We start from the raw sequence: 24665 nt of genomic DNA, 5'->3' as shown, positions 1-24665 counted from the left end.
CGCTCGCCGCAACGAAAATGGGCCGCTTGCGCGGCCCATTTTCCATTCGATCACAGGGCGCGTCAGTGTCCGGCGCGCAGCTTGAACTGCCCTACGAGACGCTTGAGCGCCTGCGCTTGATCGTCGAGCGAACGTGCGGCGGCCGTCGCTTCTTCGACGAGCGCGGCGTTTTGCTGAGTACCGGCATCCATCTGCGTGACGGCGCGGTTCACTTCCTCGATCCCCGCGCTTTGTTCGGACGATGCCGCGGAAATCTCGCCCATGATGTCGGTCACGCGCTTGACCGCCTTGACCACCTCGTCCATCGTCTGCCCCGCATCGCTCGCGAGACTCGAGCCATTGGCGACGCGTTCGAGCGACGTGTTGATGAGCGTCTTGATTTCCTTGGCCGCCGCCGCGCTGCGCTGGGCGAGCGAGCGCACTTCGCCGGCCACGACCGCGAAACCGCGGCCCTGTTCGCCCGCGCGCGCCGCCTCGACGGCCGCGTTCAGCGCCAAGATATTGGTCTGGAAGGCAATGCCGTCGATCACGCCGATGATGTCGCCGATGCTCTTGGCGCTGTCGTTGATTTCGCCCATCGTCGTGACCACGCGCGACACCACGTCGCCGCAAGTGGAGGCGATCTCCGATGCGTTGTTGGCCAGCGAACTGGCCTGCTTGGCGTTATCGGCATTTTGCTTCACGGTCGAAGTGAGCTGCTCCATGCTCGTCGCCGTGCGCTCGAGCGAGACGGCCTGCTGTTCCGTGCGTTGCGACAAATCGAGGTTGCCCATCGAGATCTCGCCGGCGGCCGAGGAGATCGCCTCCGCGCTGGCGGCGATCTCGCCGACCGTGGCGGCGAGTCCGGTCTGCATCTCTGTCAGCGCGAACAACACGCTCGAATTGTCCTTCTTGCCGAGCCGGATATGGTTCGACAGATCGCCGGCCGCGATATGGCTCGCGATTTCCTTGGCATAGGCCGGTTCGCCGCCGAGTTGGCGCGTGAGGCGCCGCACGACCCATTCGCTGACGACGAACGCCACGAGGATCAGCGCGACCGTCATCGCCGCGATCATGACGAACGAGGACTTGAAGATGAAGGCCGACGCGCTGATCGTCGCCTTCGCCGCGGTGCCGCGGCGCTCCACGAGTTCGTCGACGAGCTTTTCCAGCTTGCCCGTCTCCACGAGTAGCGAGACGTCCTGCATCCCGACCTGCCAATTCATTTGCGACAGATCGAGCGACTGGCCTTTGATGAGCGTCACGAACGTGCGCAGATGGCCGGCCCACGCGCCGACGGCTTGGGCGAACTTCTTTTGCTCGGCGATGCCGTCCGCGTCGGAGGCGTCCGTGTATTTTTGCAGTGTGTCCAGTTGGCCGTTGATGGCGCCGAGCCCCTTCTCGACGTCTTCGCCGAGCTCATCGCGCTCCTTGGCGGTCGTCGCCGTCAGCAGCATTTTTTGCGCGCGGCTCGCGCGCAGCACGTTCGCCCGTAGTTCCTCCACGGCGCGGCTCGCGACGTGTCCCTGTTCGTAGATCGATTGCGTCGAGCCGTTCAGGCGCTCGATCTGCATCAACGAAAACACGCCGATCAGCAGCGTGCCGACGAGCACGATGGCAAATGCCAGGCGCAGCGAAGCCTTGACCGAGAGGGCATTGAGCTTCGACTTCGCCGTGCGCTTGTGGGACCGCCCTGCCGCCCCGCTGCCGTCCGCCACGAACCCCGCGCTCGAACGTTTGCCCAGCGACACTGCCTTCATATGAATCCCCTTCTTTTTTCACTTGCCGCCGTGGGTTGGGCGGCGCAATCCTTGATGACCTTCTCGGGACTACGGCATCCGAGCTGCACTTCTTTAGTGCGCGATCGTTAGGTAAACCCTCTAGCGGGCGTTTTTGACGCGCGGCCGCAGACGTTATAACCGGACAAAAAGGCCGCGCGGTGAAATGCGACCGTCAAAAGAGCCGCGTCGGCTCGCGCCCGACGTGTCTCGTACGCGACAAACTTTGTCCGGTTATTGTTTTCAGGACAAATTACACTCGGTACACATACCGCCGACGAATCGCGCCGACGTCTCCATTTCCCGCGCGCGTTTCTGGCGGCGCACGTTTTTCTTTTTTCCAAAGTGCCCACGATGCAAACGAGTATTCAGAAAAATACCCTTGCCGGGGACCCGGCACCGGCCATACCGGCGTCCACCCACGCAGCGTCCGGTGCCGTTTCGCGCACCGCCTACGGCGTGCTCGGCGCGATCAGCTTCTCGCATCTGCTCAACGACATGATCCAGTCGCTGATTCTCGCGATCTACCCGATGCTGAAGCAAAACTTCTCGCTGTCGTTCGCTCAGATCGGCCTCATTACGCTGACCTATCAGATCACCGCCTCGCTGTTGCAGCCGCTCATCGGGCTCTATACGGACAAGCGGCCGCAGCCGTTTTCGCTGCCGGTCGGGATGGGCTTCACGCTGAGCGGCCTCGTGCTGATGTCGATCGCGCCGAACTTCGGCGTGCTGCTCGTGGCCGCCGCGCTCGTGGGCTGCGGCTCGTCGGTCTTCCATCCGGAATCGTCGCGCGTGGCGCGCATGGCCTCGGGCGGGCGCTATGGGCTCGCACAGTCGCTCTTTCAAGTGGGCGGCAACGCCGGCTCCTCGCTCGGGCCCTTGCTTGCGGCGCTGATCGTCATCCCGCACGGCCAACGCAGCATCGCCTGGTTCTCCGTGGCCGCGCTCGTGGCGATCGTCGTGCTGTTCAATATCGGCCGCTGGTATAGCCGTCACCCGGCCACCAAGAAAAAGGCAGGCGCGAAGGCCGCGCACCCGTCGCTGCCGAAGTCGCGCGTGGTGCTCGCCGTGACGGTGCTCGTGCTACTCGTCTTCTCGAAGTACTTCTATCTCGCGAGTCTGAACAGCTACTTCACGTTCTATCTGATCGACAAATTCCACCTGTCGGTGCAAGCCGCCCAGATCCATCTGTTCGTATTCCTCGCCGCCGTGGCTGCGGGCACGATCATCGGCGGCCCGATCGGCGACCGCATCGGCCGCAAATACGTCATTTGGGCGTCGATCCTCGGCGTGGCGCCGTTCACGCTGCTGCTCCCCTACGCCAATCTCTTTTGGACGGGCGTACTCACGGTCGTCATCGGCGTGGTGCTCGCCTCGGCGTTCTCGGCGATCATCGTGTACGCGCAGGAACTCATTCCGGGCAATGTCGGCATGGTGGCGGGCCTGTTCTTCGGCTTCGCCTTCGGGCTCGGCGGCGTCGGCGCGGCTGTGCTCGGCGACTTGGCGGATGCCACCAGCATCGGCTTCGTCTACAAGGTCTGTTCGTTCTTGCCGCTGATCGGCATTCTCACGATGTTCCTGCCCAATATCGAGAACAAGCGTCAGGCGCGCGCGTGAGCACCGCCCTCGACGGCCCCTCGCCACACGGGCTTCCGTCGGTCTGAAAGCGTTCGCGCCGACAGCGGGAGGCGACTGAGAACGGTTAGTTTGCGGCACCCGACGGTTAGCCCGTCACCGCAAAGGATCCGTTGATGACCGTTCCGAAACGAGGCCGTACTCCCCGGCCAGCCGCACATCCTCCGGCGCCTCCTGCGCCGCGCACTTTCCTCGCCGCCGCCCTCGCCCTCGCGCTCACCGCCTGCGGCGGCAGCGAGGAGGCGCCCGCACCTAGCGCCGCGCGCGAGATCCACGATCCGTTGTTCCCCTACCAATGGCATCTCGTCAATACGGGGCAGGTCGCCGACCCGCATCTTCTGTTGCGCGGCACGCCGGGGGTCGACATCATAGCTGGGGGAACCACTACGCCCTCATACCCCGTCCGCGAAACGACATCTATGAAGCCGTGGCCCGCCGAGGCGTCGACCGGGGACGCAACGGCAAAGGGATCGTCTATGTCTTCGCGGCCGGCAACCTCGACAAGGACGGCCGAGAGCCATATCCGCGCACGGCTCACTTCCAATGGGCCAATTTCGACAATTTCTTGCCCAAGCAAGCGCTCGTCGTCTGCGCAGTCAATGCAAACGGATTAGGCTCCGACTATTCCACGAACGGATCGAACCTGCTCGTCTGCGGCCCCAGCGACAACGGGTTCACACCGTTCGGCGCGCAGCAGCCCGGCATCACCGCCCCGGTCACGGACAACGGATACGTTCACTACTTCGGCGGCACCTCCGCAGCGGCGCCCGTCGTATCGGGCGTGGTTGCGTTGATGTTGCAAGCCAATCCCAAGCTGACCTGGCGGGACATCCGCTTCATTCTGGCCCGAACCGCCCGCATCCTGCCTTCGATGGCGGACGCCCCGGCTGCGAACTGGATCCATACGGCGGCGCACAACCCTTACACCGGGGGGGCCTATCGTTACAGCACGCGGTACGGCTTCGGCTTGGTCGACGCCGATGCCGCCGTGTCGTACGCGGAACGCTTCGTGTCCGTCGGCGGGTCCTCGGCGCAGTATTGGCAACAGGGGTGCCACGGCTCGTTATCGTTGCACGGAGAGCGGGACGGCAACGCGACGACGGCCGCCAGCCTCGCACAGGCGATCCCCATGCATTGCGGCCCGGATCGGACCGTGGAATTTCTCGAAATCGAAATGGGGATAGAGGTCAAAGTACCGCTTTATCGGCAACCGAGGCTGCAAGCTTCGTCAAATCGGCCGCCCGCGTCCGCCAGTTCGCCTCGCGTTGTCGCTAGGCGAGACGAACGATCCATTTACAAACGTGCGGTCGACGACCCACGCGGATACACCGTCTATTCGATAACAGCGGACCCGCGCGGATCATCGCTCCTGGTTCAAGCGCCGGGCGTCCTATTCACCGTCGATGACGGCGCAAGCACCCATCGCGTCCAGCAATGGCTCGCCGCGCGCGGCCTGCGCGCTAGGCCGATCGCGGGCGGCGCGGCATTCGAGGTCGACGGTATCTCGGGCGAGAAAGCGCTCGATCTCGCGAACGCGCTCTATGAGAGCAAGCTCGTTCGACACGCTCGGCCCAATTGGGTTACCGATTCAGGCAGACGCTAGGCTGATGCACGCGCGCCTACCGCGATCGTCTCTCTCGTGCACCGACGGTTCGACAGTGAAAGGAAGACTAGACACCGGCCCTCGCGGCCGCATACGCCCCGAGGAAACGCCGCAGCACGCCCGACGAATAGGCGCCGGCGATATCGGTCAAGAAATTCGTAAACGAAGCCGTTGCGTGATCGTCGGCCGTGTCGGAAATGGTGCGGACGATCGCGCACGGCACACCGTGTTCGTAACAGACCTGGGCCATCGCCGCCCCTTCCATCTCCACGGCCATCGCCTCGGGCAACGCCTGCGCCAGCGCGCGCACTTCGCTCGCGCTCGAGACGAAGCGGTCGCCGCTGATGATCAACCCGCGGTGCACGCTAGGTGCGTGAAAACCGAAGCGATCTGCGAGGGCCGCGCCCTCCTCGGCAACGAACGTCCGGCACGCGGCAGCGAGCGCATCGGCCAGCGGTGCGTCCGCGGGAAACTGGGCGCGCTCGAGCAGCGGCACCTCGTAGCGCGGAAAGAGCGGCGAGGCGTCGAGATCGTGCTGCAATAGCGAATCGGCGACGACGATGTCGCCCACGCGCACGCCGCGGCCGACGCCGCCCGCCACGCCCGCGAACACCATCGCATCGACGCCGAATGCATGAATCAGCGCGCTCGCCGTAGCCGCGGCCGCGACCTTGCCGACGCGTGCCAGCGTCACGACGCACGGCACCCCATGCGCGTTGCCGACATGGTAGTCGCGCCGCCCCAAGGTGACCGTGCGCATCCGCCCTTCGGCGCGCATCGCCTCGACGAGATCGCCGAGTTCCTGCGGCAGCGCCGCCAGTACCGCCAAGCGTCGCACCGCGCCAGTGCCGCCGTTATCGCTTTCTTCGTTCATGCTCATCGGAATATGCTCGTTTGTGCCGCTACGGCGCGTGCCGGCGTGCACTCTCATTCGACATCGAAGTGACGTTATTCGATCACTTGTAGCTTGGCAACCGACAAAGCGAGCCATTTCTCGCCATGGCGCTTGAAGCGAACTTGCGCGCGCGCATCGCCGCCGCTGCCTTCGAGCGCCGTGATCGCGCCCTCGCCGAATTTCGTGTGAAACACCTGCTGACCGACCCGAAAACCCGTGTCCGCCGCGCGTTGCTCGTTCGCGAACGCCGGCAACGGCGCCGCTTCGAAATTCGCCGCGGGGCCGCCACGATCGGGACGGGAGAACCAATCGCGCCCCCACCCGGCACTGTCCGACCGGCCGCCCCAGCGCGATCCCGCCTCGGCTTTCGGCGTCAACCATTTCAGCGTGCCTTCGGGCAATTCATCGAAAAAGCGCGAACGCACGTTGTAGCGCGTCTGCCCATGCAGCATGCGGCTTTGCGCCAACGACAAGTACAGCCGCTCCTTCGCGCGTGTAATCGCCACATACATGAGCCGGCGTTCCTCTTCGAGCCCGTCGGTTTCCTTGGCGCTGTTTTCGTGCGGGAAGAGTCCCTCCTCGAGCCCGGTGATGAAGACGGCCGTAAACTCGAGCCCCTTCGCCGCATGCACGGTCATCAACTGAACGGCGTCTTGCCCCGCTTGCGCCTGGCTCTCGCCGGCCTCGAGGGAGGCGTGCGACAAGAAGCCCGCGAGCGGCGTCATCGTGTCGGGATTTTGGGCCGGATCGCCGAAACCGGCGGCGTCGATCACCACGGTCTCGTCGTCGAGCGAAGAAGCCGCGAGCTCGGGCGCCGCCGTCGCGCCGGGCGCGAGGCGGATCGCACGCGCGGGCGTATCGAGGCCATAGCCCTCTTCGCTGACGAACGCAGTCGCGGCGTTGACGAGTTCCTGCAAGTTCTCGAGCCGGTCCTGGCCTTCGCGTTCGTTCTGATAGAACTCGGCCAAGCCGCTCACGCGCACCACGTACTCGACCGTTTCGGGCAAGCTCATCCGCTCCGTTTCGGCGCGCATCTTCGCGATCAGATTCGCGAACGAGCCTAGGCTCGTGCCGGCCTTGCCCGTGACATAAGGAATCGCGGCCGCCATCGAGCAGCCGTACAGACGCGCCGCGTCGGCCAATTGCTCGATCGAGCGCGCGCCGATGCCACGCGTCGGGAAGTTGACGACGCGCGCAAACGCCGTATCGTCGTTCGGATTGTCGATCAGGCGCAGATAGGCGAGCGCATGCTTGACTTCCTGCCGCTCGAAAAAGCGCAGGCCGCCGTAGACGCGATAAGCGATCCCCGCATTCACGAGCGCATGCTCGATCGTGCGCGATTGCGCGTTGCTGCGATACAGGATCGCAATCTCGCCGCGCGTCAAACCCGTGTTGATGAGCGCGCGAATTTCCTCGACGATCCAGCCCGCTTCCTGCGAATCGGTCGCGGCTTCGTAGACGCGCACGGGCTCGCCGTGGCCCGCGTCCGTGCGCAGATTCTTGCCGAGCCGCCGCGAGTTATGCGCGATCAGCGCGTTCGCCGTATCGAGGATGTGCCCATGCGAGCGATAGTTCTGCTCGAGCTTGATCAAATTGCGGACGTTGAACTCGCGCTCGAAGTCCATCATGTTGCCGACGTTCGCGCCCCGGAACGCGTAGATCGATTGATCGTCGTCACCCACGGCGAAGATCGCATTGTTTTGTCCGGCGAGCAGCTTGAGCCAAGCGTATTGCAGCTTGTTCGTATCTTGGAACTCGTCGACGAGAATCTGCTTGAAGCGCGCTTGATAATGCGCGCGCAGCGGCGCGTTGTGCGCGAGCAGTTCATAGCAGCGCAGCAGCAGTTCGGGGAAATCGACGACGCCCTCGCGCTGGCATTGCTGCTCGTATGCGCGGTACAACTCGACGAACTTCAGGTTGAAGCTGTCGGTCGCGTCGACCTGGTCCGGTCGCAGACCCTGCTCCTTCGCGTTGTTGATGAAGTACTGCAGGTTCTTCGCCGGGTATTTTTCGTCGTCGACGGTCAACCCCTTCATCAGCCGCTTGATCGCCGAGAGCTGATCGGCCGTATCGAGGATTTGGAACGTGGCGGGCAGCCCCGCATCGCGGTGATGGGCGCGCAGCATGCGGTTACAGAGCCCGTGAAACGTGCCGATCCACATGCCGCGCGTGTCGATCGGCAACAGCGCCGACAGCCGGCTCATCATCTCGCGCGCCGCTTTGTTCGTGAAGGTCACCGCCAGCACCGTGGCCGGCGAGGCGAACCCTTGCTGGATCAACCAAGCGATGCGGGTGATGAGTACGCGCGTCTTACCGCTGCCCGCGCCCGCCAGGATCAATGCCGGTTCGTTCGGCAACGTGACGGCGGCGTATTGTTCGGGATTCAGATTGGCGAGCAGTTCTGGCATGGAGAAAGCGGTCCTTCAGCGGGCGGACGGAGCGTGCAATGCCGCATGCGGCAACGCTTCGCGAGCCCATCATTATAAGGCCGCGCGCGGCAGGCATCGCCCCTCCCCTTATAATTGACGGTTTCGGACTTGCAAACCCGAGCCGGCTGCGGCTCCAAGCAGGTTCCTACCCGGATCATCCATATCACCTCAGGCATTTTTCGGCGGATTTCCAACATGACCGACACTACGCTGGCGAAAAGTTTCGAGCCCCAGACGATCGAGGCCCAGTGGGGCCCCGAATGGGAAAAACGCGGGTATGCGAAGCCCGCCTTCGCGCCCGATCCGGCCCGGCCCGACGAAGCGCATTCGAACTTTTCGATCCAACTGCCGCCGCCGAACGTCACCGGCACGCTGCACATGGGGCACGCGTTCAACCAGACGATCATGGACGGCCTCACGCGCTATCACCGCATGCGCGGCGCCAACACGCTCTGGCTGCCCGGCACCGATCACGCCGGTATCGCCACGCAAATCGTCGTCGAACGCCAGCTCGATCAGCAAGGCGTCTCGCGGCACGACCTCGGGCGTGAGAAATTCGTCGAACGCGTATGGGAATGGAAGGAGCGCTCGGGCTCGACGATTACGAACCAGATCCGCCGTCTCGGCGCGTCGATCGATTGGTCGCGCGAGTACTTCACCATGGACGAGCGGATGTCCAAGGTCGTCAGCGAAGTGTTCGTGCGGCTCTACGAGCAGGGCCTCATCTATCGCGGCAAACGGCTCGTCAATTGGGATCCGAAACTGATGACGGCCGTCTCCGACCTCGAGGTGTCGAGCGAAGAGGAAAGCGGCCATCTCTGGCACATCCGCTACCCGCTCGCCGACGGCAGCGGCCATTTGACGGTGGCCACGACACGGCCCGAAACGATGCTCGGCGACACCGCCGTAATGGTGCACCCCGAAGACGAGCGTTATGCGAGCCTGATCGGCAAGACGGTCAAGCTGCCGCTTAGCGATCGTGAAATCCCCATCATCGCCGACGATTACGTCGACCGCGAATTCGGCACGGGCGTCGTCAAAGTCACGCCGGCGCACGATTTCAACGACTACCAAGTCGGCCAGCGCCATGGCCTGCCGCAAATCGAAATCCTCACGCTCGAAGCAACGATCAACGATAACGCGCCGGCCGCCTATCGCGGGCTCGACCGTTTCGAGGCGCGCAAACGCGTGGTCGCCGACCTCGATGCGCTCGGCCTGCTCGAATCGGTCAAGGAGCATCGGCTCATGGTGCCGCGCGGCGACCGCACGGGCGTGGTGCTCGAGCCGATGCTGACCGACCAATGGTTCGTGGCGATGAGCAAACCCGCGCCCGAAGGCACGTTCCATCCGGGCAAGTCGATCGCGCAGGTCGCGCTCGACGTCGTGCGCAACGGCGAAATCGCGTTCGTGCCCGAAAACTGGACGACGACTTACTACCAGTGGCTCGAAAACATCCAAGACTGGTGCATTTCACGGCAACTCTGGTGGGGCCACCAAATCCCCGCGTGGTACGGCGAGAACGGCGAAGTGTTCGTCGCGCGCGGCGAGGACGAAGCGCGCGCGCAGGCGCAAGCGCGCGGCTACACGGGCGCGCTCAAGCGCGACGACGACGTGCTCGATACGTGGTTCTCGTCCGCGCTCGTGCCGTTTTCCTCGCTCGGCTGGCCGAGCGAGACGAAGGAGTTGGCCGCGTTCCTGCCCTCCTCGGTGCTCGTCACGGGCTTCGACATCATCTTCTTCTGGGTCGCGCGGATGATCATGATGACGACGCACTTCACGGGGAAGGTGCCGTTTCACACCGTGTACGTCCACGGCCTCGTGCGCGATCACGAAGGCCAGAAGATGTCCAAGAGCAAGGGCAACACGCTCGACCCGATCGACATCGTCGACGGCATCGATCTGGAAACGCTCGTCGCCAAGCGCACGACGGGGCTCATGAACCCGAAGCAAGCCGCGACGATCGAGAAAAAAACGCGCAAGGAATTCCCCGAAGGCATTCCCGCGTTCGGAACCGATGCGCTGCGCTTCACGATGGCCTCGATGGCCACGCTCGGACGCAACGTGAACTTCGACCTCGCGCGCTGCGAGGGCTACCGCAATTTCTGCAACAAGCTCTGGAATGCCACGCGCTTCGTGCTGATGAATTGCGAAGGACACGATTGCGGCTTTTCGAAGCCCGGCGCCTGCGCGCCCGGCGATTGCGGCCCCGGCGGCTATACGGACTTCTCGCAAGCGGACCGCTGGATCGTCTCGCTGCTGCAACGCGTGGAGGCGGAGGTCGAAAAAGGCTTTGCCGATTATCGGTTCGACAATGTCGCCAATACGATTTACAAATTCGTCTGGGACGAGTACTGCGACTGGTACCTCGAGCTCGCGAAAGTGCAAATCCAAAACGGCACGCCCGAGCAGCAGCGCGCAACGCGCCGCACGCTGTTGCGCGTGCTCGAAACGATTCTGCGGCTCGCGCACCCAATCATTCCGTTCATCACGGAAGCGCTCTGGCAAAAGGTGGCGCCGTTGACCGATGCCTACCCGGCCGGTGCGGCAAGCGGCGAGGCGTCGATCATGGTGCAACCTTACCCGCGCGCCGAAGAGAAAAAAATCGACGAAAATGCCGAGCAATGGGCATCGAATTTGAAGGCGGCGATCGACGCTTGCAGAAATTTACGTGGTGAAATGAACCTATCGCCCGCAACCAAGGTCCCTCTGCTAGTGCACGGCGATGCGGGTCAATGGCAGACGTTCGCGCCTTACGCACAAGCGCTCGCGCGTTTGTCCGAGGTGCGCATCATGGCCGATGAGGCGACGCTCGACGCGCAATCGCAGGGCGCCCCGATCTCGATCGTCGGCGGCGACAAGCTCGCGTTGCTCGTCGAAATCGACGTGGCGGCCGAGCGCGAACGCTTGGGCAAGGAAATTGCTCGGCTCGACGCGGAAATCGTCAAGTGCGAGGCGAAGCTCGGGAACCAGGCTTTTGTCGCAAAAGCACCGGCTGCCGTGGTGGAGCAAGAGCAGAAAAGGCTGTCACAATACCGGGACACCATTGCGAAGCTCAGCGCGCAACTCGCGCGCCTGCCCGCTTGACCGTTTGCATCGATTGGGCACGTGGTCCCACCAGTACAACTAGGGTAACGCCATGCTAAAAGTCACCAAGGCAGTCTTTCCCGTAGCGGGCCTCGGCACGCGCTTTCTTCCGGCCACCAAGGCAAGCCCGAAGGAAATGCTGCCGATCGTCGACAAACCGTTGATTCAGTACGCGGTCGAAGAAGCCATGGCCGCGGGCATCACCGAAATGATCTTCGTGACCGGGCGCAGCAAGCGCGCAATCGAGGATCACTTCGACAAGTCGTACGAAATCGAGGCCGAACTCGAGGCGCGCGGCAAGGAGAAGCTGCTCGAACTCGTGCGCAGCATCAAGCCGAGCCATGTCGACTGTTTCTACGTGCGCCAGCCCGAGGCCCTCGGCTTGGGCCACGCCGTGCTGTGCGCCGAGAAACTCGTCGGCGACAACCCGTTCGCCGTCATCCTCGCGGACGACTTGCTCTACGCCGAACCGCCCGTCATGAAGCAGATGATCGACGTGTTCGATCACTACCATAGCTCGGTCATCGGCGTGGAAGAAATTCCGCCGCAAGACACGCGCTCGTACGGCATCGTCGACGGCAAGGAGTGGGAAGACGCGATCATCAAGATGTCGGGCATCGTCGAAAAGCCGGCGCCCGAAATCGCGCCGTCGAACCTCGGCGTCGTGGGCCGCTACGTGCTCAAGCCGCGCATTTTCGACCACCTGCGCGCGCTCAAGCCCGGCGCGGGCGGCGAGATTCAGTTGACCGACGGCATTCAGTCGCTGCTCGGCGACGAACAAGTGCTGGCCTATAAGTATCACGGCACGCGTTTCGATTGCGGCAGCAAGCTCGGTTATCTGAAGGCGACCGTCGAGTTCGCGCTGCGTCACCCCGAAGTGGCCGAGGATTTCGAGCACTATCTGCGTACGCGCTCGCCGGTGATGGATAGCTGATCCGCCGTTGAGCGGAGCCGGGCGGCCCTCGATCAATCGAGGGCCGTTTTTTTATGGGTGGCCCACCAAAGTTAAGGCCCGATCGCCCCAAACAAGACTTGTTGGTTGTCGGTCGGGGCGGCCCAGTAGCGCCTGTACCCATACCCCGCTGGCGTTGGACCCTATGCCTGTCGCCCGGCAGTTGAAAAAACGCGCATTCAGTTGGCGTTCGAACTTCCGCCGAACCGGAAGACGCTCTCACCCGTCGCGTCGACCTCGTCTCTGAGTGTTGGATATAGATCCCAAGCTTCTCGGTGGATCGCTCCGACTCTTTCCTGAAGGCCGCGTATTTCAATGCGCTCTTTTTCGAACTCTCCCGCGCGCCCTGCCAGTTGCATTTCGACCTGGCTCAATTTCGTGAGGAGATCGTCGGCCTCCAGCGCAACTTGATGAACCGCCAATCTCGCTTCTTGCGCCACGATCGGATCGGGCAGTCCGAGCGCTGCCCGTTCCATGCGCGATTCGCGCATCAAGGCGGGCCATTGCTGCCGCAGAGCGTTTGCGCCGCGTTCGAGGGCATCGGCCGCCCTCCGGTACCTCGTCAACGATCGGCTTAACGCGTCCAAGTCGGGGGCGCCGTGCCTCAAGCTATAGGGCAACACCAAAGAAGCGGGTCGCGGCCGCCTCGCTCGCGCAGGGAGCGGCCCCCCGGCGCTCGGCGCGTTGGCCGTTCCACTTGACGACGGTGCGGTTCCGCTCGCCTCTTGCGCCGCACTCTCCGACGCTCTAGCCGCGAGCGACGCCGCGTCCTCGTCCGTCACCTTACCAATATCGGAGGCCAAGCCATTGAACATATGCCCGCTAGGATCGCTGCGGTTGATTGGATCGGCCGCGCAGTAAGCGTACGCATTGCTGCCGCCGGCGCCGAATGGGCTCAAGCTGTCCGGAGCATTGAAGCGCATCAGCCAGGGTAGATACCATCGATAACCATTGCCGAGCGGATTCGCGAACGTCGCGCAATCCCGATATGCGCCGGTAAATCCCGCTGGAGCGTTGCGAACCATGGACCCTCACCTCGTTAGCCGTCGCGGCGGTTTCGAAGACCGCCGCTCCGTCTTCCGAGCTAACGACCTACCGGCTTCATCGTAGGTGGCGCGCCGTGCTTCGTCAAAGCCGCTTCGGCGCGGAATCAAAGCGCATTCTCACCTTCTGACTCGCCCTACGGACGAAGCGCCGGCGACGCGCATGCCGCCTAAAGAGAAATGGAATCGCGAAGACGATATGCGAGCCGCTCAGCGACGGCGCATCAAAAACACAAACGTCTTATCTTGCGTCGAAGTCTCGACGATTTCGTTGCCGGTTTGCTTGGCGAACGCGGCGAAGTCGCGCTGCGAACCGGGATCGGTTGCCAAGACCTTCAAAATTTGACCGCTCGTCATGTCGGCCAACGCCTTCTTGGCGCGCAAAATCGGCAGCGGGCAAGTCAATCCGCGCGCATCGACTTCCTTATGAATTTCCATCGACAATCGGCCTTTACAGTGAAGCGCCCTGCTTACGCTTGGGCGGTGCGCGATCGAGCGCACATTGCCTAGCCAAAAGACGCAAAAGAAAGGAATTTTACCCCACGCACCCCGACCGCGCTCCAGGCCGATGAAGGCCGCTGCGTTTTCGGCAACTCGATCGTCGCCGCGAGCGCGGCCGATCAGCAAGCACCCGGCGCGAGTCCGTGGGCGAAGCGTTTTTCGACGATCGATAACGACGGATTCGCGGGGCTTTACGGCACCCTCAGCGTCTCGAAGCGCCCTCGCCTACCCTCGCGTGCGGTTACAGCGTGACGGGCATCCCGGTCGCGCATGCCTGCCGCAGCGCATTGCCGATGCGGGTCGCCTCCAGCGCATCGGCCAGCGTGGCGCCGGCCGGCGCGGCGCTGGCCTCGCCCGCCAGCCGCGCCGACACCGCTTGCACGAACGCGTTGGCTTCATGCAAGAAGGCGTCTTCGAAACGATCGAAGAACGTCGGCGTGCTTTCGCTGCGTACGCCGAGCGCGTCGTAAATCTGCACGCGATTCTTGCGCGGATCGTGACCGATCGCGAGCGCCCCGTTCGTGCCGATGACCTCGCTTTGCGTGTCGTTGCCGTGCGCCATCGTGCGCGAGGCGTAGAACACGGCGAGCCGGCCGCCTTCGAATTCGACGACGCCCACCCCGTTGTCGACATCGCCGCACGCGCGCAGCCCTTCGTGCAATGCAATGGTGCCCGTCGCGAACGCGCGCGTCGCCCGCGCGCCGCCGAAGAACCAGCGCGCGACGTCGATATCGTGCACGGTGCAATCGAGAAAGATTCCGCCCGAGGTGGGCGCGAAGCGCACGAAGAACCCATCGGGATCGTTTTGATCCGTCGTTTGCGAGCGCACCATGAAGGGCCGGCCGATGGCGCCCGCGGCCGTCTTCTCGTACGCGTCGCGATAGCTCGGATCGAAACGCCGCATGAAGCCGATCGTCGCCTCCAAATGCGGATATTCACGCGCCACCGCGAGCACGCGCTCGCATTCCGCCATATCGAGCGAGAGCGGCTTCTCGCAAAACACATGCTTGCCGGCGCGCAACGCCGACACGATTTGGTCGGCATGCAGCGAAGACGGCGTCACGAGCCACAGCGCATCGATTTCACGGTCCGCCAGCAATGCTTCGTAGTCCGAATAAAGCCGCGGGTCGACGAGCGTCTCGCGGGCCCAGTCGAGTTCCTCGTCGACCGGGCTGCATGCCGCCGCCAGCACCGCGCCGGGCACGCGGTAAGCCAAATTCGTCGCGTGCCGCTTGCCTAAGCGGCCCAATCCCGCGATGCCGATCCTGACCGGCCCGCGCTTTGCCTTCGTCGTCACTGTCTCGCTCCTTGCCCTATCGTTTCAAGCTCATTCGCCCGGCCCGCGGGCACGCCGGTCACGACGCGCCCGCGCCGCCCGCTTTATCGCCTACTCGACGCCTACTCGACGCTTACTCGCCGAGCGTCACGATCCGGCCTTCCCGCCACGAACGCGTGGCCGCCTCCGCCAGTTCGAGCGCCTTGACGCCGTCCGCGATCGTCGTTCGCACGGGCGCGCCTTGCGTCACGGCGTCGAAGAAATGCGCGATCTCGCTCGCGTAGGCGGCGCGATAGCGTTCGAGGAAGAACGCCTCGGGTACGTCGGTCGATACGGCGTTCGCCGTGTAGGACACCACCTCGGTCGGCCGCACGTTGCCCGCCTGCAGCATGCCCGCGCTGCCGAGCACCTCGAAGCGCTGGTCGTAGCCGTACGCGGCGCGACGCGTCGTGTTGATTTGGCACAGGCGCCCGCGCTTCGTGCGGATCGTCACGGCAGTCGAATCGACGTCGCCCGCATCGAGAATCGCGGGATCGGTCAGGCAGCTACCGTTCGCATGCACGGTCGCCGCTTCGTCGTCGAGGATCCAACGGAAGATGTCGAAATCGTGGATCAGCATGTCCTTGAAGATGCCGCCCGAGCGCCGGATGTACTCGACGGGCGGCGCGCCCGGATCGCGGCTCGTCACGACGAGCATCTCGGGCGTGCCGATTTCACCGGCATCGATCCGCGCCTTGACGGCGGAGAACGTCGGATCGAAGCGGCGCTGAAAGCCGATCATGCAGACGACGCCCGCTTGCTCGACCGCACGGGCGCAGGCCCGCGCGCGCGCGAGTTCGAGATCGACGGGCTTTTCGCAAAAGATATGCTTGCCCGACGCAGCCGAGCGTTCGATCAAATCGGCGTGCGTATCGGTGCTCGAACAAATGACACTCGCGCCGACGGCCGGGTCGGCAAGCGCCGCGTCGGCCTCGACGACCGTCGCGCCGTACTGCGCGGCAAGCTCGGCCGCCGCCGCGCGGTTCACGTCGATAACGTACTTGAGCCGCGCGCCGGGATGACGCGCGAGATTGCCCGCGTGAATGCGGCCGATACGGCCCGCGCCGAAAACCGCGACGTCGATCGCGCCGCTCCAGGTGTTAGTCATCGTATCCTCCTGTGTCTTTGGATTCTTCAACGTTCAACTCGAGCCGGTACGCAAGCGCCACGAACAGCGCCTGGCACAGACAAATGGTGCTCGTCAGCGCGCGAAACGCGAACGCGCTGCCTTCCTTCACGAACAATTGCGCGCTGGCGTAGCGCGCGAGCGGCGACAGACGGCTATCGGTGATGACGAGCGTCTGCGCTTGATGGTGATGCGCGATGCGCAGGCAATACTGCGTTTCACGCCCGTACGGCTCGAAGCTGATGGCGATCACGACGTCGCCCTTCTTCACGCTGCGCATCTGCTCGCGGAACATGCCGCCGAAGCCGGAGACGAGATGGACGCGCTTGGCCGTATGCTGCAACGCGTAGACGATGTAGCTCGCTACCGCGAACGAGCGCCGCACACCGATCACATAGATGTTTTCCGCGTGCTGGAGCATGGAGACCGCCGCTTCGAATTGCTCGTCGTCGAGCGTCGCTTCGAGCTCGTCCAGGCCGTTGCGGCACGCGGCCACGAACTCGCGAGCAACGTTGCCGCCCGAAAGCCGCCCCGGCTTTTCGTCGATGAGCTTGCGAATGCGCTGCTTATACGTTTGCCCGGACGGGTTCTGCCCGGCATAGGCCTGCTTGAACACCTCCTGCAAATCCGAAAACCCCGAAAACCCGAAGCGCTGCGCAAAACGCACGACGGCCGACGGATGCACGCCGCAACTCGTGGCGATGTCGCTCGTGCGATCCACCATCACGCTGGAGCGGTGCTGCTCCAGATACGAAGCCACGCTTTTCAACTGCCGCGGCAACGAATCGTATGCCTCGGCCACGCGCTGCATGAGCTCGTCGACGGTAGGCAGCTCGCCGGTGGTGTCTTCCTGCATGACGCTTTGTCCTTGTTCTCAGTGGGCAACGGCGGCGTACCGGCCATGCGGCCCGCGCCTCCCGACGATGCGGATTATAGGCACGGTCGCCGCAAAATGGAACGGATTTTCCATTTTCCATAGCAATGAAATTTTCTTTGCAATCGCGAACGACTTGGCCTAATCTGTTTCGTGAGCGACGCGGCCACGTGCCGCCGTCGCTCCCAACGACATAACTTCGAATAGGTGGAGACAAATGAGACTTTGCACCCGCAAGGCCGCTCTGAGAACGTTCGCGGCGGCATTCACCTCGGCGCTCGCATTGGCGTTCGGTCCGTTCGCGGTCCAGCCGGCGCAGGCGGCTGACGCTCACTTCGTGCTCGTGAGTCACGCGCCCGATTCCGATTCCTGGTGGAACACGATCAAGAACGCGATCAAGCAGGCCGACGAGGACTTCAACGTCGAGACCGACTACCGCAATCCGCCGAACGGCGATTTGTCGGACATGGCGCGGTTGATCGAACAGGCGGCGGCGCACAACTACGACGGCGTCGCTACGACGGTGGCCGACTTCGACGTGCTCAAAAGCTCCATCAAGAAGGTCACCGACAAGAAGATTGCGCTCGTGACGATCAACTCGGGCACGCTCGAGCAGAGCAAGCAACTCGGCGCGATCATGCACATCGGCCAGCCCGAATACGTCGCGGGTCATGCGGCCGGCGAGAAGGCGAAGGCGGCGGGCATCAAATCGTTCCTGTGCGTGAACCACTACGCGACGAATCCGGCCTCGTTCGAACGCTGCCGCGGCTTCGCCGAGGCGCTCGGCGTCGACTTCAAGGCGTCCACGCTCGACGCGGGCCAAGATCCGAACGGCGTCAAATCGAAGGTTCAAGCCTACTTGCGCAATCACGCCAATACGGGCGCCGTGCTCGCGCTCGGACCGCTCTCCGCCGATCCGACGATTCGCGCGCTGAAGGACATGGGTCTGGCGGGCAAGCTCTGGTTCGCGACGTTCGACTTCGACAACGATATCGCCGGCGCGATCAAGGACGGCACGATCCAATTCGCGATCGATCAGCAGCCGTACCTGCAAGGCTATCTAGCCGTCGCCGTGCTCGCGATCGCCAAGCAAAACCACACCACCGATCCGTTGAAGATCGAAAAGACGCTGCAAGGCAATCCGAAGTTCCAAAAGCGGCTCGAAACCTATGGGCTCCAGCCCGTGTATCAGCCCGACACGATTCTTTCCGGTCCGGGCTTCATCACGAAAGCCAATATCGACAAAGTCGAGAAATACGCGGGGCAGTACCGCTGATTCCCGCGAGCACCCATCGCTCGCGGTTTGAAAGAGCGGCCTTTGCAATCCAGCTATAAAGCATGACGGCGCGGCGCGGACCGAGCGGTTCGCCCCGCGCTGCCCAAGGAGACATTCGATGGGCGTCGCCGATCACTTCCACGCCAACCTACGCAAACACGCGCAGCAGAACCCGCCGGGCGGATCCGGCTCGCTCGACGAACGCGTGCGCCGCGAATCGCGGTTCAAGCAGTTTCTTTCCCGCCCCGAGTTCGCCTCGCTCGCGGGCACCGTCATGGTGTTCCTCGTCTTCGCGATCGGCGCCGGCAACTCCGGCATGTTCAATCTCGACGGCATCATGAACTGGTCGCAGGTCGCGGCCTATCTCGGGCTCATCGCCGTCGGCGCCTGTCTGCTGATGATCGCAGGTGAATTCGACTTGTCGATCGGTTCGATGATCGGCTTCGCGGGCATGATGGTCGCGCTGCCGACCATGTACTTTCACTGGCCCATCGAGCTGGCCATCGTATTCGCATTCGTGGGTTCGATGCTGCTCGGCGCGCTCAACGGCTACCTCGTCATGCGCACGCGGCTGCCCTCGTTCATCGTCACGCTCGCGTTCATGTTCATCTTGCGCGGCTTGACGCTGGCCCTCTCGGTCATGTTCGCCGACCGCACGATCATTTCGGGCGTGGGCGACGTCGCCGCGCAAAGCCCGCTGGCGCATGCCTTGTTCCAAGGCGTCGCGTTCCACGGCCTGTTCCGCTGGCTCGGCCATCTCGGCCTCGTCAAGCTGCTCGACTCGGGCGAGCCGCTCGTGCCCGGCGTGCCGAAGGTCATCGTCTGGTGGCTCGCGCTCGCCGCCGTGTGCGCCTTTACGCTCGCCAAGACGCGCCTCGGCAACTGGATCTTCGCCGTCGGCGGCGATGCGAACGCCGCCAAAAACGTCGGCGTGCCCGTGCGCCGCGTCAAGATTCGCCTGTTCGTGCTGACGGCGTTCTGCGCCTGCCTGTTCGCGGTGCTGCAAGTGTGCGATATCGGCTCGGCCGCCGCCGACCGCGGATTGCAAAAGGAATTCGAAGCGATCATCGCGGCCGTCATCGGCGGAACGTTGCTCACGGGCGGCTACGGCTCCGTGGTCGGCGCGTGCTTCGGCTCGCTGATCTTCGGCGTCGTGCAGATCGGCATCACCTACACGAGCATCGATTCCGATTGGTTCCGCGTGTTCCTCGGTCTGATGCTGCTGTTCGCCGTGCTCTTCAACCACTACGTGCGCAGCCGCGTCGCGCAATCGCGTTGAGCCACGGAGGAAACGATGACTACCGCCACTCCCATGCAAGATCGAAACGACGACACCATCCTCGCGCTCGAAAACGTCAGCCGTTATTTCGGCACCGTGATCGCGCTCAAAGACGTCACGCTGCGGCTGCGGCGCGGCGAGGTGCATTGCCTGCTCGGCGACAATGGCGCCGGCAAATCGACGCTGATCAAGACGCTCGCGGGCGTGCATCAACCGAGCGAAGGCCAGTACCTCGTCGATGGCCAGCCGGTGGCGTTCGCCTCGCCCAAAGATGCGCTCGATCTCGGCATCGCCACCGTCTATCAAGACCTCGCGCTGGTCCCGCTGCTCTCGGTCGCCCGCAACTTCTTCATGGGCCGCGAGCCGAGCAAAAAGCTGTTCGGGCTCATCAACGTGCTCGACATCGAAACGGCCGCGACGACGGCGCGCGAGAAGCTCGCCGAGATGGGCATCAACGTGCGCGATCCGCATCAGCCGATCGGCACCATGTCGGGCGGCGAGCGTCAGTGTCTGGCCATCGCGCGCGCGATCCACTTCGGCGCGCGCGTGCTGATCCTGGACGAGCCCACGGCCGCGCTCGGCGTCAAACAAAGCTTCAACGTGCTCAAACTGATTCACAAGGCGCGCGAGCGCGGCATCTCCGTCATTTTCATCACCCACAACGTGCATCACGCCTACCCGATCGGCGATTCGTTCACGTTGCTCAATCGCGGCCGTTCGATGGGCACCTTTACGAAGGATACGATCAGCAAGGAAGCCGTCCTCGACATGATGGCGGGCGGCGCGGAGATGCAGAAAATGATTGCCGAGCTCGACGGCGCAACGATCTAACGCGGTTCACGACGCTCACTGAAGGATTCCTTTCATGGCTGCCTCTCCTACCTCTAACATGACCACCAGCCGCTTCGCGCCGGGCCGAACGCGCGACATCATCTGCCTCGGCCGCCTCGCGGTCGATCTGTATGCCCAACAAATCGGCGCGCGGTTGGAGGACGTCACGAGCTTTGCGAAGTATCTCGGCGGCTCGTCGGCCAATATCGCCTTCGGCTGCGCGCGGCTCGGGCTCGCCTCGGCCATGCTTGCACGCGTTGGCAACGATCACATGGGGCGTTTTCTGACCGAAACGCTCGCACGCGAAGGCTGCGACGTCAGCCATACGCGCACCGACGCCGACCGGCTCACCGCGCTCGTCCTGCTGGGCATCAAGGATCGCGACACGTTCCCGCTGATCTTCCATCGCGAGAACTGCGCGGACATGGCGATCGATGAAAGCGACTTCGACGAAGCGTTCGTCGCCTCGAGCAAGGCCCTGCTCATCACGGGCACGCACTTTTCGACGGAGCGCGTGAACCGCGCCAGCCGCCGCGCGCTCGAATACGCGCGCCGCAATCAAGTGCGCACCGTCCTCGATATCGACTATCGGCCCGTGCTGTGGGGGCTGACAGGCAAGGCCGACGGCGAGACGCGCTTTATCGCCGACGAAAACGTCACCGCCCATTTGCAGCGGATTTTGCCGCTGTTCGATTTGATCATCGGCACGGAAGAGGAATTTCGCATCGCCGGCGGCAAGCATGAACTCGTCGACGCACTAGCCATGGTGCGCGCCGTCACGCCCGCGACGCTCGTCGTCAAGCGCGGGCCTCTGGGCTGCACGATCATCGAGGGTAGCGTACCCGCCTCGCTCGACGACGCCCCCACGGAGCACGGCATGCAGGTCGAAGTGCTGAACGTGCTTGGCGCCGGCGATGCGTTCGCGTCGGGTTTTCTCTCCGAATGGCTGCGCGACGCGCCGCTCGCGCGTTGCGCGCAAACCGCCAACCTCTGCGGCGCGCTCGTGGTCTCGCGCCACGCCTGCGCACCGGCCATGCCGACGCCGGCCGAACTCGACTACTTGCGCGATGCGCTCGCACGCGATCCGGCCAGCATGCGCCGGCCCGACCTCGATGCCAAGCTCGCGCGGCTGCATCGCGTGAGCGTGCCGAGGCCCGTCCACGAGGAAGTACTCGGCTTCGCGTTCGATCACCGCAACCAGTTCTTCGAACTGGCTCAGCAAACGGGCGCCAGCATCGCGCGGGTCTCCGAACTGAAGCAACTGTTCGTCGATGCCGTGGCGCAAACCGAACGAGCGCTCTCACTGCAGGGGCGCATCGGCGTCCTGATCGACGACCGCTACGGCCAGGACGCCCTGAATGCCGCGACGGGACGCGGCTGGTGGATCGGACGCCCGGTGGAGCTGCCCGGCTCCTCGCCGCTCGTGTTCCAGCACGGACGCTCGGTCGGCACGGCGCTCGTCGCGTGGCCGCACGAGCACGTGGTCAAATGTCTCGTGCAATACCATCCCGATGCGCCGATGGACGAACGCGTCGAGCAAGAGGCGCAATTGCGCGCGCTTTACGACGCGGTGCAGGCAAGCGGGCACGAATTATTGCTCGAAGTCATCCCGCCCAAGCGCGACACCCTCCCCTACGCGCCCGATACGGTATTTCGCGCGCTGAAGCGGCTGTATAACCTGGGCATCCAGCCCGAGTGGTGGAAACTGGCCCCGCTCGCCGCCGACCAATGGCAAGCGATCGATGCGCTGATCGCCGAACGCGATCCGTATTGCCACGGCGTGGTGCTGCTCGGTCTCTCGGCCGGCGTCGACACGTTGAGCGAAGGTTTCCGCGCGGCAGCCGCCTCGAAAACGTGCAAGGGATTCACGGTGGGACGGACCATCTTCCACGAGCCGAGCCGTGCATGGCTGGCCGGCGAGATCGACGATGCGGCGCTTGTCGCGCAAGTGCGGGCAACCTTCGAGACGCTGATTCATGCGTGGCGTTCGGCCCGCCAAGAAAGCGGCGGAGCCGTGCAAGCGCACGCGGCGCGGCGGGAGGCGGCGTGATGAACGTACGACTCGAACAACCATCGGCCGGCGATGCGCTCGCGGGCCAAGGCGAAGCGCCGGCATCGACGATTCGATTGACGGCCGCGCAAGCGCTCGTGCGGTATCTGGCCGCCCAGCAGGTGGTGGGCGAAGACGGCGCATCGACGGTGCCGATGTTCGGCGGTGTCTTTGCGATCTTCGGCCACGGCAACGTCGCCGGCATCGGCGAGGCGCTCTACCAACACCGCGACGTGTTGCCGACCTATCGCGCGCACAACGAGCAAGCGATGGCGCACAGTGCCATCGCCTATGCGAAAGCGCACTTCAGGCGCCGCATGATGGCCGTGACGACCTCCATCGGCCCCGGCGCGACGAACCTGGTCACCGCCGCCGCGCTCGCGCACGTGAACCGCCTGCCCGTGCTGCTGCTGCCCGGCGACGTATTCGTATCGCGCGCGCCCGATCCCGTGTTGCAGCAGGTGGAGGACTTCCAGGACGGCGGCGTCTCCGCCAACGACACGCTCAGACCGGTCTCGCGCTACTTCGACCGTATCGTGCATCCCGCTCAGTTGCTGAGCGCGTTGCCGCGCGCCATGCGCGTGTTGACCGACGCGGCGCTGGCCGGCCCCGTCACGCTCGCGCTGCCGCAAGACGTGCAAGCGATGGCCTACGACTATCCGCGCTCGTTTTTCGAACCGCGTATCGTGCGCTTTCACGCCCCCGCCCCTGTCGAAGAGGAACTCGAAGCGGCCGTGCAAGCGTTGCGCGCCGCCTCGCGGCCCGTCATCGTCGCGGGCGGCGGCGTGCTCTACAGCCGCGGCGGCACGGATGCGCTGCGCGCGTTCGCCGAGCGGCACGGTATTGCCGTCGGCGAAACGCAAGCGGGGAAAGGCGCGCTTGCTTGGGACCATCCCCTGAACGCCGGCGCCGTCGGCGTCACCGGTGCGAGCGCGGCCAATGCGCTGGCGCACGACGCCGATTGCGTGATCGCCGTGGGCACGCGCTTGCAAGACTTCACGACGGGCTCCAACACGCTGTTTACGCAAGCGCAGGTCGTCGGCATCAACGCCAATGCGTTCGATGCGCTCAAACACCGGGCGGCGACGATCCTATCGGATGCCCGCGCGGCGCTCGATGCGCTGAGCGAGCGGCTCGGCGATTGGCGCGCCGCGCCGGCTTGGACCGAGCGCGCGCACTCGCTCTGCAGCGCATGGCGCGAGACGGTGCGCTCGCGCACGCACGCCTCGCCGACGGCGGGCGCGCTGCCCTACGACGCCGACGTCATCGGCGCCGTGCAGCGCTCGGGCGCGGCCTCGCCGCAGCAAGACATCGCCGTTTGCGCGGCGGGCACGCTGCCGGCGGAATTGCACAAGCTATGGCGTGTGGGCCGGCCCGGCGGCTATCACGTCGAGTACGGCTATTCGTGCATGGGTTATGAAATCGCCGGCGGGCTCGGCGCGAAACTGGCGCGTCCGGAGCGCGAGGTCATCGTGTTCGTCGGCGACGGCAGCTACCTCATGATGAACAGCGAGATCGCGACTTCGGTCATGCTCGGCGCGAAGCTCATCGTCGTCGTGCTCGACAACCGCGGCTACGGCTGTATTAACCGCCTTCAGCAAGCCTGCGGCGGCGCGCCGTTCAACAACCTGCTCGACGACTGCCTGCAAGGCCCGCTCGGCGCGCCGCAAATCGACTTCGCCGCGCATGCGCGCTCGCTCGGCGCGGTGGCCGAGCATGCCGCCGATATCGGCGCGTTCGAAGCCGCGCTCGCACGGGCCCGCGCGGCCGATCGTACGTCGGTGATCGTCATCGATACCGATCCGGCGCGCACGACGGACGACGGCGGCTGGTGGTGGGAGGTCGCCGTGCCCGAGGTCTCGGCGCGCGACGGTGTGCGCCAAGCACGCGCCAGGTACGAGGCGAAGCTGGCCGAACGGGACGGCACACAGACGAACGAGAGCCGCGTCGATTGAACGCGGAGAACGCGGCGGCCCGCTAGCCTCGACCACGAACATCGATATCCACATCGCACA

The 24665-nt window shown here is 64.3% G+C and carries 17 protein-coding genes and 1 pseudogene; 9 read left to right on the top strand and 9 right to left on the bottom strand.

Annotated elements, in window-relative coordinates:
* Positions 1–62: 62 nt before the first annotated feature.
* On the bottom strand, positions 63–1739 hold the full coding sequence (locus DXT59_RS27920) for a methyl-accepting chemotaxis protein (RefSeq protein ID WP_116141414.1): 1677 nt from the start codon (positions 1737–1739) through the stop codon (positions 63–65).
* Positions 1740–2111: 372 nt separating this feature from the next.
* On the opposite strand from DXT59_RS27920, the gene DXT59_RS27915 reads away from it, so the two are divergent.
* Both DXT59_RS27915 and DXT59_RS27910 read left to right on the top strand, forming a co-directional pair.
* Positions 2112–3374 carry an MFS transporter gene (locus tag DXT59_RS27915; protein WP_116141576.1) on the top strand — a complete coding sequence of 421 codons (1263 nt, stop codon included), beginning with the start codon at positions 2112–2114 and terminating at the stop codon, positions 3372–3374.
* Between the two features lie 313 nt (positions 3375–3687).
* Positions 3688–4995 carry a S8 family serine peptidase gene (locus DXT59_RS27910; protein ID WP_116141412.1) on the top strand — a complete coding sequence of 436 codons (1308 nt, stop codon included), beginning with the start codon at positions 3688–3690 and terminating at the stop codon, positions 4993–4995.
* A 67-nt stretch (positions 4996–5062) separates the two neighbouring features.
* Here DXT59_RS27910 and DXT59_RS27905 read toward each other — a convergent pair whose 3' ends face one another.
* Together DXT59_RS27905 and DXT59_RS27900 are read right to left on the bottom strand one after the other, a co-directional pair.
* Positions 5063–5875: a 5'-methylthioadenosine/adenosylhomocysteine nucleosidase gene (locus DXT59_RS27905; protein WP_116141574.1), complete on the bottom strand. Its 813-nt coding sequence runs from the start codon at positions 5873–5875 to the stop codon at positions 5063–5065.
* A gap of 68 nt (positions 5876–5943) precedes the next feature.
* Complete coding sequence (locus DXT59_RS27900; RefSeq protein WP_116141410.1) at positions 5944–8298, bottom strand: UvrD-helicase domain-containing protein; 2355 nt, start codon at positions 8296–8298, stop codon at positions 5944–5946.
* 216 nt (positions 8299–8514) lie between these two features.
* Here DXT59_RS27900 and DXT59_RS27895 point away from each other — a divergent pair, with 216 nt between their 5' ends.
* Together DXT59_RS27895 and galU are read left to right on the top strand one after the other, a co-directional pair.
* Complete coding sequence (locus tag DXT59_RS27895) at positions 8515–11403, top strand: valine--tRNA ligase (protein ID WP_116141409.1); 2889 nt, start codon at positions 8515–8517, stop codon at positions 11401–11403.
* A gap of 52 nt (positions 11404–11455) precedes the next feature.
* Positions 11456–12337, top strand: a complete 882-nt coding sequence (gene galU / locus DXT59_RS27890; RefSeq protein ID WP_116141407.1) for a UTP--glucose-1-phosphate uridylyltransferase GalU — start codon at positions 11456–11458, stop codon at positions 12335–12337.
* 197 nt (positions 12338–12534) lie between these two features.
* On the opposite strand, the gene DXT59_RS31375 is transcribed toward galU, so the two are convergent.
* The 6 genes and pseudogenes from DXT59_RS31375 to DXT59_RS27865 all read right to left on the bottom strand — a co-directional run bounded on the left by DXT59_RS31375 (position 12535) and on the right by DXT59_RS27865 (position 17196).
* Positions 12535–12846 carry a hypothetical protein gene (locus DXT59_RS31375; protein WP_162878261.1) on the bottom strand — a complete coding sequence of 104 codons (312 nt, stop codon included), beginning with the start codon at positions 12844–12846 and terminating at the stop codon, positions 12535–12537.
* Positions 12847–13182: 336 nt separating this feature from the next.
* Positions 13183–13380 (bottom strand): annotated as a pseudogene (locus DXT59_RS31370) (RHS repeat-associated core domain-containing protein); the annotation flags it as partial.
* Positions 13381–13608: 228 nt separating this feature from the next.
* Positions 13609–13836, bottom strand: a complete 228-nt coding sequence (locus DXT59_RS27880; RefSeq protein ID WP_116141572.1) for a sulfurtransferase TusA family protein — start codon at positions 13834–13836, stop codon at positions 13609–13611.
* 304 nt (positions 13837–14140) lie between these two features.
* Positions 14141–15196, bottom strand: coding sequence for a Gfo/Idh/MocA family oxidoreductase (locus DXT59_RS27875; protein WP_116141405.1), 1056 nt, complete (start codon positions 15194–15196; stop codon positions 14141–14143).
* A 112-nt stretch (positions 15197–15308) separates the two neighbouring features.
* A complete protein-coding gene (gene iolG / locus DXT59_RS27870; protein ID WP_116141404.1) occupies positions 15309–16322 on the bottom strand; it encodes an inositol 2-dehydrogenase in 1014 nt (337 codons plus the stop codon).
* Positions 16315–17196, bottom strand: a complete 882-nt coding sequence (locus tag DXT59_RS27865) for a MurR/RpiR family transcriptional regulator (protein WP_116141403.1) — start codon at positions 17194–17196, stop codon at positions 16315–16317. The genes iolG and DXT59_RS27865 overlap by 8 nt, the downstream gene beginning before the upstream one ends.
* Positions 17197–17431: 235 nt before the next feature.
* On the opposite strand from DXT59_RS27865, the gene DXT59_RS27860 reads away from it, so the two are divergent.
* The 5 genes from DXT59_RS27860 to iolD all read left to right on the top strand — a co-directional run bounded on the left by DXT59_RS27860 (position 17432) and on the right by iolD (position 24605).
* Complete coding sequence (locus tag DXT59_RS27860; protein ID WP_116141402.1) at positions 17432–18490, top strand: sugar ABC transporter substrate-binding protein; 1059 nt, start codon at positions 17432–17434, stop codon at positions 18488–18490.
* A 118-nt stretch (positions 18491–18608) separates the two neighbouring features.
* Positions 18609–19769, top strand: a complete 1161-nt coding sequence (locus DXT59_RS27855; RefSeq protein ID WP_116141401.1) for an ABC transporter permease — start codon at positions 18609–18611, stop codon at positions 19767–19769.
* Positions 19770–19784: 15 nt separating this feature from the next.
* On the top strand, positions 19785–20600 hold the full coding sequence (locus DXT59_RS27850; protein ID WP_116141399.1) for an ATP-binding cassette domain-containing protein: 816 nt from the start codon (positions 19785–19787) through the stop codon (positions 20598–20600).
* Between the two features lie 34 nt (positions 20601–20634).
* A complete protein-coding gene (locus tag DXT59_RS27845; protein ID WP_116141397.1) occupies positions 20635–22650 on the top strand; it encodes a bifunctional 5-dehydro-2-deoxygluconokinase/5-dehydro-2-deoxyphosphogluconate aldolase in 2016 nt (671 codons plus the stop codon).
* Positions 22650–24605, top strand: a complete 1956-nt coding sequence (iolD, locus tag DXT59_RS27840) for a 3D-(3,5/4)-trihydroxycyclohexane-1,2-dione acylhydrolase (decyclizing) (RefSeq protein ID WP_116141570.1) — start codon at positions 22650–22652, stop codon at positions 24603–24605. Before DXT59_RS27845 ends, iolD begins: the two co-directional genes overlap by 1 nt.
* Positions 24606–24665: the final 60 nt, after the last annotated feature.

The organism is Trinickia diaoshuihuensis, assembly GCF_003390925.1.
Taxonomy (GTDB): domain Bacteria; phylum Pseudomonadota; class Gammaproteobacteria; order Burkholderiales; family Burkholderiaceae; genus Trinickia; species Trinickia diaoshuihuensis.
Note: the sequence above shows the minus strand (reverse complement) of the source record. Positions and strands in the feature narration are given on the sequence as shown.